The following is a 15,184-nucleotide window of genomic DNA, read 5'->3' as shown; positions in this document are numbered from 1 at the left end:
TAGAACCGCCGGATGCTGCCGCGGTTGCGTGAACGGAAAACTACGTTTCGTTCACGCAACAGACAGGGTCACGACAGCGTGTGCGTCAACGTCACTTCGGCGTTCAACACCTTGGACACGGGGCAGTTCGCCTTCGCATCCGCCGCGATCTCGGCAAACTTGTCCGGGTCGATACCGGGGACGCTCGCCTTCAAATCCAGTTCGGATTTCGTGATCGTGAAGCCCGCGCCATCTTGGTCGAGCGTGATCTTCGCGTTCGTCTCCAGCGTTCCGTCGGTGAACCCCTCCTTCGCCAACGCGAAGCTCAGCGCCATCGTGAAGCAGCTGGCATGCGCGGCGGCGATCAATTCCTCTGGATTGGTACCGGGCTCGTCGCCAAACCGCGTGTTGAAGCCGTACGGATTGTCCTTCAGCACGCCCGATTGTGTGGAAACATGGCCTTTGCCGTCCTTGCCCAGCCCGTCGTAGCGGGCCGATCCCTTGCGCGTCGTCATCGTTTTTTTCTCCGTCGCCGATAATGGTTCAGTGGTAACGTGGGGCCGACCGCAACGTTGCATCGCCGTAACGCTCGCCGTCTCACCGCCCGCGGCGGGAAGCCTGATCTATCCACGCTTTCCACGTTATCCACAGGATCGGATGATCGTTTTGATGACGCGCCGACGCGAAATCGATGTCATCATCGCTGGGTAGCCGAATGGATCGGACGCGCGGGAAATTGCGAACAGGATCGATCGGTTATGGCTCGGGAAGGGCTGGTGGCCGCAAGGCGACCGCTGGAACCAGGTCTGCCGCCTGCGGCATCGATCGCACTCTCCATCCCCCTGAAGGACGGGCGGTGCGGACGAAACCTGAAGGCGACACAGGGGCCGGCAGCGATGCCGGCCCTTTTTGCGTTTACGGTCATCGAGAACGCGCGGATAGTCCACGCGGCATGGGTGCTTGCTGAAAGACCGGATTGAACCGCTGCCATCCAGCGCTATGCCCAAACCATGATCCCCGTCGCGCACGTCATCCCCGAATTCGCCCCCTGGCTCGATCTGGCCGGCCTTGCCGTGTTCGCCGCATCGGGCGCGCTGGCGGCGGCGAAGCGCGCACAGACGATGGTCACGCTCGCCTTCTTCGCGCTCGTCACGGGTGTAGGCGGGGGGACGATGCGCGACCTGCTGATCGGCGCGCCGGTATTCTGGACGCATGACAGCCGCCCGGCCGCGATCTGCCTGATCGTCGCCTTCGCGATCTGGGCGACGCCGGAACGCTGGTGGAAGGGTGCGGCGCTCGACTGGTTCGATGCGGTCGGGCTCGCCGCCTATGCGGTGTACGGCGCGGCAAAGGCGCTGGGCTACGGCATCCCGCCCGTGCCCGCCTTCGTCATGGGCGTCGTCACCGCCTGTGTCGGCGGTATCATCCGCGACGTGTTGGCGGGCGAGCCGTCGATCCTGATGCGCCCCGAACTCTACGTCACCGCCGCCGCGCTTGCCTCGGCACTATACGTCGTATTGTTCCTGCTCGGCGCGCCGATCGCGATCGCCGCAGGGGTCGCCGCCACGGCCGGCTTCACGCTGCGTGCCGCCGCGATCCACTACCGCCTCGCGCTCCCGGCCTATCGCGGGCGGCGCTGACGGGTTGTTAACCCGCCGCGCGGTACCGCCTCGCGTCACCCGGGGGGAATCGATCATGCGCATCTGGCCTAGTCTGTTGATGGTGATCGGTCTGTCATCAATGCCGGCCTGGGCGTCGGACGCGCCATATTACGGGCCGATGAAGCCTTTGAGCCTCTTCAGCTACGAAGTCGGATATAAGGACAATCTGCAAAAGGACGGGTCGTACCGCATCGTCGCGTCGGTTCGTTCGGGCCAGGCGATCGACATGGCGGTGTATCGTGCAGCGGAACTTGCGGGCCAGCTCGGCTATTCGCATGTTGAAATGCTGGGCGGATCGGAAAGCGCGACGCCCGGATACAGGTCCGCTACGCTCTACGCTCGCCCCAGTCGCAGCGCGGCCGCGCCCACTACGTGCCGATCGAAGCGTCCGCACACATGTTACACCGCCGACGTGCGGCAGGTGTTGCGCACCCTGTCCGGGCCGGACGGTTTGCAGCCGGGCGTGGCGATCGTCGACCACGTCGACCGGTATGGACGTTCGGTCTATCGCGGCGGATACGGCGCAGGTGCGACCTCGCCCGCGCCGCCGGTGCCCATTCCGTCGCGAGCAGCGCCGGCGCTACGGGGTGTCCCCGCCGCGCTGCCTATCGATCCGCAGACCAGGCTCCGTGCCGCATTGCAAGCGGCCAGACCGGTCCAGGGCCGGGACCAGAAACAGGGGTGGACGGTCAGCGACTAGAGATTGGTCGCCGGTCCGAACCTACGCCCGGATCACGCCCACTTCGCTGAACGGCTTCGGCTCGACCGGGGGATCGTCGACCGATTCAGTTCGCATTGCCAGAATCCGACATCGATCCAGCGCCCGTTCTTGTATCCGATCTCGCGGTATACGCCCTGACGCCGGAACCCGACCGCTTCGTGCGTCGAGATCGATGCCTCGTTCGGGAGCGAGATCACGCCGATCGCCTGCGTGAAGCCCTGTTGTCGCAGCGTGTCGATCAACGCCTCGTACAGCAGCCGCCCGGTGCCCTGCTGTTGCACCATGCCGCTGACATAGATCGATGTCTCGACGGCATATTTGTACGCCGGGCGATCGCGGAATTTGGTCGCATAGGCATAGGCCAGCACGCCGCCTTCGGCATCGCCATTGGTCGCGACGATCCACGGATACAGCCCGTCCGACGCCGCCATGCGGTTGCGCATCGCCCGCGCGTCGGGCGCATCGCTTTCGAACGAGACGGTCCCGGTCAGCACGTACGGCGCGTAGATTGCGGCGATGGCGGCGGCATCCTCGGGCCGCGCGGCGCGGATCGCGATCATCGGCCGAAGCCTCCCGCGACCTTCGCCATCAACAGGTCGAGCAATGTCATGTCGCCCTGTAGCGGCGCCGGCACCGGACCCAGCCCGGCGCATTCCAGACAGCGCGCCTGGATCGACGATGCCCGCGTCAGCCGCTGCATGTCACCCAATGCGCGCGCCAGCACCGCCTTGCGATCCGCCGAGACGCGCGCGAACACGTCGCCGCCGGCCGCCGCATCCTGCGTCATATCGTCATCGTCGCTGCCCGCGGCCAGCTGCGCCGCGAACCGCGCCAGCCAGCTCGGCTGGCGTTCCAGATACACCGTCTGCACCGTGGCGGGGTCCAGCCCGGCACGCTTCGCCGCTTCCGCCACGGCATCCGACAGCCCGCCGAAGCGATCGACCAGCCCGATCTGCCGCGCCGTACCGCCGTCCCAGACGCGCCCCTGCGCGATCTCGTCGACCCGCGCGGGCGTCATCTTGCGCGCCGCCGCGACGCGCGCGATGAACTGCGCATAGCCATGCTCGATGCCCGATTGCAGCAGCCGGTCCATTTCCGGCGTGGTGCCGGCCAGAACGTCTGGCTGCCCCGACAGCGGCGTCGTCTTCACGCCGTCGGTGGTCACGCCGATCTTGGCCAACGTGTTTTCGAACGTCGGGATGATGCCGAAGATACCGATCGACCCCGTGATCGTCGTCGGTTCGGCGAAGATCATGTCGCCCGCCGTCGCCACCCAATATCCGCCGCTCGCCGCGATCGACCCCATCGACACGATCACCGGCAGCTTCTGCCGCTTCGCCTCCAGGATCGCGGTGCGGATCTTCTCGGACGCGAGCGCCGACCCGCCGGGGGAATCGACGCGCACGACCAGCGCCTTCAGCTTGTGCTTGGACAGCCCGTCCAGCACCGCCTTGGCGATCGTGTCTCCGCCCGCCGTGCCGGGCTTGGCGCGTCCGTCGACGATGTCGCCCGCAACCGTCAGCACGCCGATCTTCTCCCCGCTGGCCGGCAGCGGATTGGCGGCAAGATAGGTTTCGTACTTGATCGCGTTGAAATTGCCCGCAGGCTTTTTCGCGTCGAAGCCCGCGATCTTGGCGACCCTTTTGTCGAAATCGACGCGCTCGGCCAACTGGTCGACGATCCCCGCAGCCAGATTGGCCTTGGCGATATCGCCCCCGGCGGCGGCGATCGTCGCATCGGGCGCGGTCAGCAGCGGCATGACCTTCGCCTTGGGCCGCAACTTCGCGATCTGCTCCTGCCACTGGCCGAACAGAACGCCCTGCAATGCTTGGCTTGCCTCCTTGGCTTCGGGCGACTGGTCGGCGCGCGTATAGGGTTCGACGAACGACTTGTACTTGCCGACGCGGTAGATGTGCGCGTTGACCCCCCAGTTTGTCGATCAACCCCTTATAATACAGCTGCGATCCGCCCGGGCCGGTGAACACCGTGCCGCCCATCGGGTTCATCCAGATCTCTGACGCCGCCGCCGCCAGTCGGTATCCGGAATCGGTGTAAGCCGTCGCATAGGCCAGCACCGGTTTACCGCTGTCGCGCACGCCGCGGATCGCATCGGCGACCTCGGTCAGCGCGGCGGGATAGCCGCCCGCGAATGTGTTCAGGTCCAGCACGACGACCTTCACCGCCGGATCGGTCCTGGCGCGGTTCAACAGCCGGATCACGTCGCGCAGGCGGTATTCCCGCAGCGGCGCATTCCCGCCCAGTGCCGCGATCGGATCGCTCTCGCTCGGCTGCTCGACGATCTGGCCGTTCAGGTCGAGGACCAGTGCGCCGGTCTTCACGGTCGCCGGGCTGGGCCGGGTGTTCAGCCCCGCGAACAGCAATCCGAAGAACAGCAACATGGCGGCCAGCACCAGCGCGTCCTTGATCCCGACCAGAATCTTCCACGCTCCCCGAACGAGTCTCACGAAAACAGTCTCCTCGAACGGCCCCCCAGGCGGCCGCCTAAGCTTCAGCCTTAGCCCGGCGTGTATCGTTTCAGCAATACGGCTTTCCCCCGGAGCCCCGAACCGGTGTCAGCCGAACCGGTCGGAGACACGGTGACGAAACTCCCGCACCGGGCTAAGGCCGGCCACAATGGACACCCCCGTCGCCATCCCGGTCCTCAGTGGCCCGCCACCTGCGAGCGCGGGCGACGAACTGCGCGCTCTGCTGCGGCTCGCCATCCCGCTGGCGGCGGCGAACCTGTTGCAGATGGCGGTCTATGCGATCGACGTGATCTTCGTCGCGCGGCTGGGGCCGGTCGAACTCGCCGCGTCGACGCTCGGCGTCTATCTCTATTCGGTGATGATGTGGGCGATGTCGGGGCTGGTCGGGGCCTGCGCGCCGGTCATCGCGGCGGAACTGGGCGCACGGCGGCATGCGGTGCGGCAGGTGCGCCGATCGTTCCGCATGGCGATGTGGTTGTCGGTGCTGGCGACGCTGCCGTTCATCGTCGTGCTGGCGATGGGCGAGCGGTTGATGCTGCTGGCCGATCAGGATCCGGTCGTCGCCGCGCGCGCGGGGGCGTTCCTCGACATCCTGTTGTTCGCAATGATCCCTGCGGTCGCCAGTACCGCGATGCGCGTCACCGCATCCGCGCTCGGCCGCGCAGGCTGGGCGACGGCGGTGACGGCGATGGCGCTTGCGGTCAATCTGGCGGGCAACTGGCTGCTGGTCTTCGGCAATGCCGGCTTCCCCGCGCTCGGTCTCGAAGGATCGGCGATCTCCAGCGTCGTGACCAGCGTGGCGATGATGCTCGCTTATGTCGCGATCCTGCGCTTCGATCCGAAGATTCGCCGCTACCGCCTGTTCGGCAATTGGTGGCGCAGCGAATGGAGCCGCCTGCGCGAAATCGTCAAGCTGGGCGTCCCGATCGCCCTGATCTTCACGCTGGAAGGCGCACTGTTCAGCGCCGCCGGCTTCCTGATGGGGCTGATCGGCGTCGAACAGGTCGGCGCGCATGCCCTCGCGCTACAAATCGCTGCGATCGCGTTTCAGGTGCCGTTCGGCGTTGCGCAGGCGGCGACGATCCGCGTCGGCATGGCGTACGGCGCGGGCGATCATCGCTGGGTCGGCCGCGCGGGGTGGGTCGCGCTGGGTGTCGGGATCGGCTTCATGGGCGTCACCGCCAGCCTGCTCTGGGGATTCCCGCGGCTCGCGCTCAGCCTGTATATCGACGTCGATGCGCCCGCCAACGCCGCGCTCGTCGGACTGGCATTGCAATATCTCGTCATCGCAGCGCTGTTCCAACTGTTCGACGGCGCGCAGACCGTCGCGGCCGGCGTGCTGCGCGGCGTGCAGGACACGCGTATGCCGATGGTCATCGCGGCGTTCGGCTATTGGGTCGTCGGGTTCGGCGCCTGCATCTGGCTAGGCTTCGGATTGCACTGGCAGGGGATCGGCATCTGGATCGGCCTGGCGATCGGCCTGGCGGTGGTTTCCGCGCTGTTGGTCTGGCGCTGGTCCTCGCGCGAACGGCTCGGCCTGCTCCCGGCACCCTCTGCCCGCTAACGTCGCACCCCTGTAATTTTTGACTGGCAAGCATGTTGACGATCCATCGCGTCCACCACATATGCGCCGTGCTGGCACTCGACTCATTTGAGTGCTAACACCGATTTACACGACCACAGAAGTAAGGACTGGCACGCATGAACTTTCGTCCATTGCACGACCGCGTCCTCGTCCGCCGGGTAGAGGCGGAAGAGAAGACGGCAGGCGGGATCATCATCCCGGAAACCGCCAAGGAAAAGCCGCAGGAAGGCGAAGTCGTCGCCGCGGGCTCGGGCACGAAGGCCGAAGACGGTTCCGTCACGCCGCTGGACGTCAAGGCCGGCGACAAGATCCTGTTCGGCAAATGGTCCGGCACCGAAGTGAAGATCGACGGTGAAGACCTGCTGATCATGAAGGAAAGCGACATCCTCGGGATCGTCGGCTGATCTTCCGGGTCGCACACACGCACATGCGCATAGTGTGACCCTAGTGTGACCTTATAAACTCATTCAGAAAGGGTAGCCTCAACATGGCAGCCAAAGACGTAAAATTTTCGCGTGACGCACGCGAGCGCATCCTGCGCGGCGTGGATATCCTTGCCGACGCCGTGAAGGTCACCTTGGGGCCGAAGGGCCGCAACGTCGTGATCGACAAGAGCTATGGCGCACCGCGCATCACCAAGGACGGCGTCACCGTCGCCAAGGAAATCGAACTCAAGGACAAGTTCGAGAACATGGGCGCGCAGATGGTGCGCGAAGTCGCCTCGAAGACCAACGACATCGCCGGTGACGGCACGACCACCGCGACCGTTCTGGCGCAGGCGATCGTCCGTGAAGGCATGAAGTCGGTTGCAGCGGGCATGAACCCGATGGACCTGAAGCGCGGTATCGATCTCGCCGTCACCAAGGTCGTCGAGGACGTGAAGTCGCGTTCGAAGCCGGTTTCCGGCACGTCCGAAATCGCACAGGTCGGCATCATCTCGGCCAATGGCGACAAGGAAGTCGGTGAGAAGATCGCCGAAGCCATGGAAAAGGTCGGCAAGGAAGGCGTCATCACCGTCGAAGAGGCCAAGGGTCTCGATTTCGAACTGGACGTCGTCGAAGGCATGCAGTTCGACCGCGGTTACCTGTCGCCATACTTCATCACGAACCCGGAAAAGATGACGGTCGAACTGAACGACCCGTACATCCTGATCCACGAGAAGAAGCTGTCGAACCTGCAGGCGATGCTCCCGATCCTGGAAGCCGTCGTCCAGTCGGGCCGTCCGCTGCTGATCATTGCGGAGGATATCGAGGGTGAGGCGCTCGCCACGCTCGTCGTCAACAAGCTGCGCGGTGGCCTGAAGGTCGCAGCGGTCAAGGCACCGGGCTTCGGCGATCGTCGCAAGGCGATGCTGGAAGACATCGCGATCCTGACCAAGGGCGAGATGATCTCGGAAGACCTCGGCATCAAGCTGGAAAGCGTCACGATCGGCATGCTCGGCACCGCCAAGCGCGTCACGATCGACAAGGACAACACCACCATCATCGACGGTGCTGGTGAAGCCGACGCGATCAAGGGCCGTACCGATGCGATCCGCCAGCAGATCGAGAACACCACCAGCGATTACGACAAGGAAAAGCTCCAGGAGCGTCTTGCCAAGCTCGCCGGCGGCGTTGCCGTGATCAAGGTCGGTGGTGCTTCGGAAGTCGAAGTGAAGGAGCGCAAGGACCGCGTCGACGACGCACTGCACGCAACCCGCGCAGCCGTCGAAGAAGGCATCGTCCCCGGTGGTGGTACGGCTCTGCTGTACGCGACCAAGGCGCTCGAAGGCATGACCGGCGTCAACGAAGACCAGACGCGCGGCATCGACATCGTCCGCAAGTCGCTGACCGCTCTGGTGCGCCAGATCGCGGCGAATGCCGGCCATGACGGCGCGGTCGTCTCGGGCAAGCTGCTCGACCAGTCGAACACCTCGTTCGGCTTCAACGCGTCGACTGACGTGTATGAGGATCTGGTCGCAGCCGGCGTGATCGACCCGACCAAGGTCGTCCGCACCGCGCTCCAGAACGCGGCATCGGTCGCCGGCCTGCTCATCACGACGGAAGCCGCCGTGTCCGAACTGCCGGAAGACAAGCCCGCAATGCCAATGGGCGGCGGCGGCGGCATGGGCGGCATGGGCGGCATGGACTTCTGATCGAGAACGGCCTGATCTAGCGCCGCTAGATCAGGACTCGTTCCGATCCGGCCGGCGGGCTGGCGGCGATGCCGCCAGTCCCGTCCGACGAAAGACGCGGGCTTTGCCCGCGTCCGGCCGAGCATCCGAACCGCCCCAGCCCCGCGCTGGAACAAAGAAAAGGCCGGGGAGCAATCCCCGGCCTTTTTCTATGCCTAAACAGATGGTTAGGGCACGATGATTCTACCCAGACCCGTTCGTTTCGAGCGAAGTCGAGAAACCATCGTCTCGCCACGCCAACATTTCTCGACTGCGCCCGAAACGAACGGGGACGGGAGAGGACACCACCCTAAAAAACCGTTCGTGCTGAGCCTGTCGAAGCACCCCGCGCCACCGACCGCCAGATGCCGGGAGTATCGCACCCGCGCTTCGACAAGCTCAGCACGAAAGGGAGAGGCGAGGCACCACGACCCTCATGTCACACGATCTCGAACAACCCCGCCGCACCCATCCCGCCGGCGGTGCACATCGATACCACCACATAGCGAACGCCGCGTTTGCGCCCCTCGATCAGTGCATGGCCCACCAGCCGCGAGCCCGTCATCCCGAACGGATGCCCGACCGCGATCGCGCCGCCATTGACGTTATACTTGTCCGGATCGATCCCCAGATGGTCGCGGCAATACAGGCATTGCGACGCGAACGCCTCGTTCAGTTCCCACAGCCCGATGTCCGCGACGGACAGTCCGGCGCGTTCCAGCAGCTTGGGGATCGCGAAGACCGGGCCGATCCCCATTTCATCCGGCCCGCACCCGGCCGCCTGGAAGCCGCGATAGATGCCCAGGATCTCCTTGCCCTCCGACTCCGCGGTCTTGCGATCCATCAGGATCTGCGCCGATGCACCGTCCGACAACTGGCTGGCATTACCCGCGGTGATGTTGCTGCCCGGCCCGGTGAACTCGCCACCCGGCCATACCGTCTTCAGTCCGGCCAGTCCCTCGGCGGTCGTCCCGTCGCGAATGCCCTCGTCCTGCGACAGGGTGATCGTCTCGGTCCCGGTCTGCGCGCCCGTCTTGTCGAACAAAGCCTTCTCGACCGTGATCGGCGCGATCTCCTCGGAGAACGCGCCGGCCTTCAGACCCGCAACCGCACGCTGCTGGCTCTGCGCCCCGTATGCGTCCTGCGCCTCGCGGCTGATGCCGTAGCGGAGCGCGACGATTTCGGCCGTCTCAATCATCGGGATGTACGCCGCCGGCTCGTTCGCGATCACCGACTGGTTGACGTAGCGCGGCATGTCCTTGGTGACCGTCAGGCTGATTGATTCCATCCCGCCGGCCAGCGCAACGTCCATTTCGTCGCACATGATCGACCGCGCGGCGAGCGCCACCGCGGTCAATCCGGATCCGCATTTACGGTCCAGCGTGAACGCCGGAACGCTCTGCGGCAGGCCCGCGGCGAACACCGCCATCCGCCCGGCATTGCCGCCCTGCGTCCCGAACTGACCGCCCACGCCCCAGAAGATCTCGTCGATCCTGCTCGGGTCGATCCCGGCCCGCTCGACCGCGGAATTCATCACATGCCCGGCAAGCACCGGCGCCTCGGTCATGTTGAACGCGCCGCGATAGGCCTTGCCGATCGGCGTACGGGCGGTGGCGACGATGGCGGCTTCACGCATGGAACTGACCTCTCCGTTGGTTTCGGAGAGGCTTACGGCGCAGCAACGCCCTTTGCAAAGCTCAACGGTGCCAGCGCGCCCAGATCGCGGTTGGCATAATCAATCCGCGCGCTTCCTCCCGCACCGCCAGTTCGCCCGCCTCCACGGTGCCGCCCAGATCGGCGAACGTCTGGCGAAGCAGCTCGCCGATCGCCAGCGCCGACATGCGCACCGCATAGACGGTCAGGAACAGGAAGCGCGACTCGGCGTCGAGCAGCTTGCGGCAATCCTGGATCAAACCCGGCAGCCCTTCCTCCAGCTTCCAAACCTCGCCATCCGGCCCGCGTCCGTATTTCGGCGGATCGAGCAATATCCCGTCGTAACGCCGCCCGCGCCGGACTTCCCGGGCGATGAACTTGGTCGCATCGTCCGTCATCCAGCGGATCGGCTTGTCGGACAGGCCCGATAGCGCGGCGTTCGCCCGCGCCGCCTCGACCGATTTCTTCGATGCATCGACATGGACCATCTTCACGCCGCGCGCCGCCATCGCGCAGGTGCCGACGCCGGTATAGCCGAACAGGTTCATGCATTCGGCCTCGGCCTTGTCCGCCACCTGCTCGCGCATCCAGCTCCAGACCGGCGCCATGTCGGGGAAGAAGCCGAGATGGCGGAACGGCGTATTGCTGGCGTTGAACGACACGTCGTCCCATTTCAGCTGCCAGCCTTCGCGGGGAACCGGCTGGCTATATTCCCAGCGGCCGCCGCCATCCTCGTCCGATCCGGGGACGAATTCGCCGTGCGCCTTCCAGTCGGGGGAGGCGGGGGCCCATAAGGCCTGCGCCTCGGGCCGGATGAAGCGGAACCGGCCATAGCGTTCCAGCTTCCGCCCGTGACCCGAATCGATCAGGCCGTAATTCGCCCACGGCTCGCCGATCAGCGTCTGCAGGTCCATCTCAGCCGGCCTCGCGCGGCACCGCACGTTCGGCGATATAGGCCGTCACCGCCTCGAACGTGCCGGGCAGGCTGTCATACCGTTCCTCGCGGTCGAACAGGTCGCCGATCCGCTTCGGCAAGGCCGGCCGCGCACCCGTAGACCGCTCTACCGCATCGCGGAACTTGGCCGGATGCGCGGTCGCCAACGTCACGATCGGAACGTCTCCAACGTCGGCCCGCCGCGCCGCGGCCAGCGCGATCGCGGTGTGCGGATCGATCACCTGACCGGCATCCTCGCTCGCCCAGCGCATCGCCAGCGCCATATCGTCCAGATCGATCCGGTCGCTGGAAAACAAAGGCTCGGACCCGGCGCGCTGTGCATTGGTCAACCGCATCGCCTTGGTCGATCCGAACCCGCGCATCTGATCGCTCAGCGCCACGCCGTCGCGCCCACCCAGATCGAACAGCAACCGTTCGAAATTGCTCGATACCTGTATGTCCATCGACGGGCTCGGCGTCGGGACGACGGTGCCTTGCGAATAGTCGCCCTCGGACAGTGCGCGGTGCAGAATGTCGTTGACGTTGGTCGCGACGATCAATTTGGCGATCGGCAGCCCCATCTTCGCCGCGACATAGCCCGCGAAAACATCGCCGAAATTGCCCGTCGGCACGGAGAACGCCACCGGCCGCTCGGGCGCGCCGAGCCGGACTGCGGCATAGAAATAATACACCACCTGCGCCATCAGCCGCGCCCAGTTGATCGAATTGACGGCGGACAGGTTGAACCGCCCGCTGAAGTCGGGCGAATTGAACATCGCCTTCACCAGCGCCTGCGCATCGTCGAAACTGCCGTCGATCGCGATATTGTAGATGTTGGGCGCCAGCACCGTCGTCATCTGGCGCCGTTGCACGTCGGATACGCGCCCTTTGGGATGCAGCATGAACACATCCACGCCGGTCCGCCCGGCAAGCGCGTCGATCGCCGCCGAACCGGTATCGCCGGACGTCGCGCCGACGACCGTCAGATGCTTGTCCGTACCCGACAGGAACCGTTCGAAAAGGAGGCCGAGGAATTGCAGCGCGACGTCCTTGAACGCCAGCGTCGGGCCATGAAACAGTTCCAGCAACCAGTGCTGACCGTCCAACTGCACCAGCGGCGTCACCGCGGCATGGCTGAACCGGCCATAGGCCTGCATGCACAGGTCGCGCAGTTCCTGACGGTTCAGCGTGCCCTCGACGAATGGCGCCATCACCTCGACCGCGGTATCGACATAGGACAGGCCCTGCAGCCCCGCTATCTGTTCGCGCGACAGCGTCGGCCAGGCTTCGGGCAGATACAATCCGCCATCGCTGGCAAGACCGGCAAGCGTCACCGCCTGGAAATCGAGGATGGGCGCGTCGCCCCTGGTGCTTACGTAGCGCATAGGGGTCAAGCGCGTAGCGGGGCAGGGCGGCGGCGGCAACCTTTCGTCCCGCAGACCTTGTTAATCAGCGTCAAGAAGACCGGGTCGCGCCGGCTTGATCCGCCAATATACTGCCAGCGCATAGATGATCCCGGCGATCGCGGCGAAGATGAACCATTGCACCGCATAGGCCAGATGATTGTTCGGCACCGCCGACAGGTCCGGCCCGGGATTGGCGTCGAGCCCCGGCGGCGTCGTATCGCTCACCAACATCAACGTCTTGGGTCGCGACGTTCCGAACAGTGACAGGATCAGCGGCTGATCGTCCGGGGCATGGGTGATGTATCCGTGGACTTCGCCGCCCTTCCAGTCCGGTTTGCCGCCGGCGCTTCTCGCCACGCCGACCTGCACCGCCATGCCGGGGCCCTCGGCTCCGGTGCGGCACTGCGCGATCTGCCGCCAGCCCGATCCGCCCGCCGCATTGCGCCCCGACCGCTCCGACCAGCTCACCGCTTCCAGGCACATCCCGCTCGCGCGTCGGAACAGCAGCGAATCGTCGACCGGGATCGAAGGAAAGGCGATCGCCGGGCGCGTGATGTTGGCGGCATATTGCCTCAGCAGCGCTTCCTTCTCGCCGCGCCGCTGCAATTGCCAGAAACCCAGCGCGATCATCAGCGCGATCGCGGCGACCACCACGATCGTCGCGACGACGGGGATCCGCTTCATCGTGTCAGACGTCATCGGCGTTCTGGACTATCCGTCCCTCATGCGCCGCGTTGCGATATTCCGCGGCGATCAGCGCGCCTTTCGCGGCCCTCAGCGACAGCACGACGCCTGCCGCGGTTACCGGGATCCAGATCGCCATGTGCAGCCACAATGGCGGGTGCAGCGTCAATTCCAGCGTGATAGCCAGCGCCGTGACGATCGCGCCCAGGATCAGGGTCAGGAAAGCCGCCGGCCCGTCGCCGACGTTGAAGGCAGAGAAATCCAGCCCGCATTTCGTGCATTTCGGTGCGAAACTCGCGAACCCGCCGAACAGGGTCTTCGCGCCGCAGCGCGGACACAGGCCGCCGATCGCGACCTGCATATGCGTCGGTGGCGCGGGATAAGGCGGCGTCCCCGCCTCGTCCCGCGCCTCCATCATCAGCCGCCGTGGACCGGTGCGCCCCAGCCGCCCCAGACATAGATGGTGACGAACAGGAACAGCCACACCACGTCGACGAAGTGCCAGTACCAGGCCGCTGCCTCGAAGCCGAAATGCTGCTTCGGGGTGAAGTCGCCGCGATAGGCGCGGACGAGGCAGACGATCAGGAAGATCGTGCCGATCAGGACGTGGAAGCCGTGGAAGCCGGTCGCCATGAAGAACGACGCGCCATAGTTGATGCCCTTGAAGGGGAACGGTGCCTCGGCATATTCATACGCCTGGATCGAGCTGAACAGCAGACCCAGCGCGACCGTGAGCCACAGGCCCTTCAGCACGCCGTCGCGATTGCCGACCCCGATCAGGCCCCACAGGCCCGTCTTCTCGCCGCCACGCTGGTTGTGGATCAGCGCATGGTGCGCCCAGGTGACGGTGGTGCCGCTGGTCAGCAGGATCAGCGTATTGAGCAGCGGGAACTTGAAGGCGTCGATCACTTCCAGGCCCTTGGGTGGCCAGGTCGCGGCGCCCGCGGCCGCATCGGTGATCAGGCCCGGAACGCCCGCCGCCAGTTCGACCGGTGCGGGGAAGAGCGAGAAGTCGAAAAACGCCCAGAACCATCCGACGAAGAACATGACTTCGGACGCGATGAACAGGATCATGCCGTAACGCAGGTGAAGCTGCACGACCGGCGTGTGATCGCCCGCATGCGCTTCCTTGATCACGTTGCCCCACCAGCAGAACATCGTCGTCAACACGCCGAGCAGGCCGATGAAGAACACGACGCCGCCGCCATTCGCCTTGTCCGGGCTGACATGGCCGCCATGCATCCACATGATGCCGCCCACCGCCATCGCGAGCGCCGAGAACGAGCCGATGATCGGCCACGGATCCGGAGCGAGAATATGATAATCGTGGTTCTTGGCGCCGGCCATGGTCGGTCCCCTGTTTAGCCTGTTTGAATCCGCTCTAGCTCGACGTCTTGCCGGAATCCACCGGGTAAAACGTGTAACTGAGCGTGATGGTGCGGATATCCTTCGCATCGGGATCCGCCATGATCTTCGGATCGACGAAGAAGATCACCGGCATCCGCGCGGTCTCGCCCGGTTTCAGCGTCTGTTGCGTGAAGCAGAAGCACTGGATCTTGGTGAAATACTTGCCCGCCTGCGCCGGCGTGACGTTGAACGTCGCGGTGCCCGTGACCGGCTTGGCGGACGTGTTGGTCGCCGTGAAGAACACCATGTCGCGCGCGCCGATATCGACCGTCTCGGACGGGTTTTCGGGCTCGAACTTCCACGGCAGCTTCGGGCTGACGTTCGTGTCGAAATCGATCCGCATCTTGCCGTCGACCGCGCCGGGCGCCTCCGTCCCGCGCTGCGTCGTGCCGTTCAGCCCGGTCACCTGGCAGAACATGCGGTACAGCGGCACGCTGGCCCAGGCGAGGCCGGTCATGAAGCAGATGCCGATCACCGCCAGCATCGCGGTCCGGCCGGTTCCCGTCATCCGCTTGC

At 65.3% G+C, this 15,184-nt stretch carries 14 protein-coding genes and 1 pseudogene; 5 read left to right on the top strand and 10 right to left on the bottom strand.

Annotated elements, in window-relative coordinates:
• Positions 1-68 precede the first annotated feature (68 nt).
• Positions 69-494, bottom strand: coding sequence for an OsmC family protein (locus H5J25_RS16050; protein WP_202092788.1), 426 nt, complete (start codon positions 492-494; stop codon positions 69-71).
• Positions 495-989: 495 nt separating this feature from the next.
• Between H5J25_RS16050 and H5J25_RS16045 the strand changes: the two genes are divergently transcribed.
• Both H5J25_RS16045 and H5J25_RS16040 read left to right on the top strand, forming a co-directional pair.
• Positions 990-1,619: a trimeric intracellular cation channel family protein gene (locus H5J25_RS16045; protein ID WP_202092786.1), complete on the top strand. Its 630-nt coding sequence runs from the start codon at positions 990-992 to the stop codon at positions 1,617-1,619.
• 55 nt (positions 1,620-1,674) lie between these two features.
• A complete protein-coding gene (locus H5J25_RS16040) occupies positions 1,675-2,340 on the top strand; it encodes a hypothetical protein (protein WP_225883182.1) in 666 nt (221 codons plus the stop codon).
• A 32-nt stretch (positions 2,341-2,372) separates the two neighbouring features.
• On the opposite strand, the gene H5J25_RS16035 is transcribed toward H5J25_RS16040, so the two are convergent.
• The gene (locus H5J25_RS16035; RefSeq protein ID WP_318781327.1) at positions 2,373-2,921 is read right to left on the bottom strand and encodes a GNAT family N-acetyltransferase; all 549 of its coding nucleotides are present in this window, start codon (positions 2,919-2,921) and stop codon (positions 2,373-2,375) included.
• Positions 2,918-4,826: pseudogene (gene sppA / locus H5J25_RS16030) on the bottom strand (signal peptide peptidase SppA). Before sppA ends, H5J25_RS16035 begins: the two are co-directional and overlap by 4 nt.
• Positions 4,827-4,995: 169 nt before the next feature.
• On the opposite strand from sppA, the gene H5J25_RS16025 reads away from it, so the two are divergent.
• The 3 genes from H5J25_RS16025 (at position 4,996) to groL (ending at position 8,566) form a co-directional block, all read left to right on the top strand.
• Positions 4,996-6,411, top strand: a complete 1,416-nt coding sequence (locus H5J25_RS16025) for an MATE family efflux transporter (protein ID WP_202092783.1) — start codon at positions 4,996-4,998, stop codon at positions 6,409-6,411.
• A 137-nt stretch (positions 6,412-6,548) separates the two neighbouring features.
• On the top strand, positions 6,549-6,836 hold the full coding sequence (gene groES / locus H5J25_RS16020; RefSeq protein WP_202092781.1) for a co-chaperone GroES: 288 nt from the start codon (positions 6,549-6,551) through the stop codon (positions 6,834-6,836).
• Positions 6,837-6,919: 83 nt separating this feature from the next.
• The gene (gene groL, locus H5J25_RS16015; protein WP_202092779.1) at positions 6,920-8,566 is read left to right on the top strand and encodes a chaperonin GroEL; all 1,647 of its coding nucleotides are present in this window, start codon (positions 6,920-6,922) and stop codon (positions 8,564-8,566) included.
• Positions 8,567-9,023: 457 nt separating this feature from the next.
• On the opposite strand, the gene H5J25_RS16010 is transcribed toward groL, so the two are convergent.
• The 7 genes from H5J25_RS16010 to H5J25_RS15980 form a co-directional block, all read right to left on the bottom strand.
• Positions 9,024-10,220, bottom strand: a complete 1,197-nt coding sequence (locus tag H5J25_RS16010; RefSeq protein ID WP_202092777.1) for an acetyl-CoA C-acyltransferase — start codon at positions 10,218-10,220, stop codon at positions 9,024-9,026.
• A gap of 61 nt (positions 10,221-10,281) precedes the next feature.
• A complete protein-coding gene (locus tag H5J25_RS16005) occupies positions 10,282-11,151 on the bottom strand; it encodes a class I SAM-dependent methyltransferase (RefSeq protein WP_202092775.1) in 870 nt (289 codons plus the stop codon).
• Between the two features lies 1 nt (position 11,152).
• Complete coding sequence (gene thrC, locus H5J25_RS16000) at positions 11,153-12,556, bottom strand: threonine synthase (RefSeq protein ID WP_202092773.1); 1,404 nt, start codon at positions 12,554-12,556, stop codon at positions 11,153-11,155.
• 60 nt (positions 12,557-12,616) lie between these two features.
• On the bottom strand, positions 12,617-13,261 hold the full coding sequence (locus tag H5J25_RS15995) for an SURF1 family protein (protein ID WP_202096428.1): 645 nt from the start codon (positions 13,259-13,261) through the stop codon (positions 12,617-12,619).
• A gap of 4 nt (positions 13,262-13,265) precedes the next feature.
• Entirely contained in the window at positions 13,266-13,622 is a 357-nt protein-coding gene (locus H5J25_RS15990) for a DUF983 domain-containing protein (protein ID WP_225883539.1), read from the bottom strand.
• Positions 13,623-13,678: 56 nt separating this feature from the next.
• Positions 13,679-14,608, bottom strand: a complete 930-nt coding sequence (locus H5J25_RS15985; protein ID WP_202092770.1) for a cytochrome c oxidase subunit 3 — start codon at positions 14,606-14,608, stop codon at positions 13,679-13,681.
• Between the two features lie 34 nt (positions 14,609-14,642).
• On the bottom strand, positions 14,643-15,176 hold the full coding sequence (locus tag H5J25_RS15980; RefSeq protein WP_202096427.1) for a cytochrome c oxidase assembly protein: 534 nt from the start codon (positions 15,174-15,176) through the stop codon (positions 14,643-14,645).
• Positions 15,177-15,184 lie beyond the last annotated feature (8 nt).

Origin of the sequence: Sphingomonas aliaeris, assembly GCF_016743815.1 — a bacterium.
Classification (GTDB): Bacteria; Pseudomonadota; Alphaproteobacteria; order Sphingomonadales; family Sphingomonadaceae; genus Sphingomonas; species Sphingomonas aliaeris.
This window is presented reverse-complemented; position numbering and strand designations above follow the sequence as displayed.

Bases quoted from the DNA above. Each gene is read 5' to 3' on its own strand.
- H5J25_RS16050 (WP_202092788.1), bottom strand. From the start codon at position 494: ATGACGACGCGCAAGGGATCGGCCCGCTACGACGGGCTGGGCAAGGAC.
- H5J25_RS16045 (WP_202092786.1), top strand. From the start codon at position 990: ATGATCCCCGTCGCGCACGTCATCCCCGAATTCGCCCCCTGGCTCGAT.
- H5J25_RS16040 (WP_225883182.1), top strand. From the start codon at position 1,675: ATGCGCATCTGGCCTAGTCTGTTGATGGTGATCGGTCTGTCATCAATG.
- H5J25_RS16035 (WP_318781327.1), bottom strand. From the start codon at position 2,921: ATGATCGCGATCCGCGCCGCGCGGCCCGAGGATGCCGCCGCCATCGCC.
- H5J25_RS16025 (WP_202092783.1), top strand. From the start codon at position 4,996: ATGGACACCCCCGTCGCCATCCCGGTCCTCAGTGGCCCGCCACCTGCG.
- groES (WP_202092781.1), top strand. From the start codon at position 6,549: ATGAACTTTCGTCCATTGCACGACCGCGTCCTCGTCCGCCGGGTAGAG.
- groL (WP_202092779.1), top strand. From the start codon at position 6,920: ATGGCAGCCAAAGACGTAAAATTTTCGCGTGACGCACGCGAGCGCATC.
- H5J25_RS16010 (WP_202092777.1), bottom strand. From the start codon at position 10,220: ATGCGTGAAGCCGCCATCGTCGCCACCGCCCGTACGCCGATCGGCAAG.
- H5J25_RS16005 (WP_202092775.1), bottom strand. From the start codon at position 11,151: ATGGACCTGCAGACGCTGATCGGCGAGCCGTGGGCGAATTACGGCCTG.
- thrC (WP_202092773.1), bottom strand. From the start codon at position 12,556: ATGCGCTACGTAAGCACCAGGGGCGACGCGCCCATCCTCGATTTCCAG.
- H5J25_RS15995 (WP_202096428.1), bottom strand. From the start codon at position 13,261: ATGAAGCGGATCCCCGTCGTCGCGACGATCGTGGTGGTCGCCGCGATC.
- H5J25_RS15990 (WP_225883539.1), bottom strand. From the start codon at position 13,622: ATGCAGGTCGCGATCGGCGGCCTGTGTCCGCGCTGCGGCGCGAAGACC.
- H5J25_RS15985 (WP_202092770.1), bottom strand. From the start codon at position 14,608: ATGGCCGGCGCCAAGAACCACGATTATCATATTCTCGCTCCGGATCCG.
- H5J25_RS15980 (WP_202096427.1), bottom strand. From the start codon at position 15,176: ATGACGGGAACCGGCCGGACCGCGATGCTGGCGGTGATCGGCATCTGC.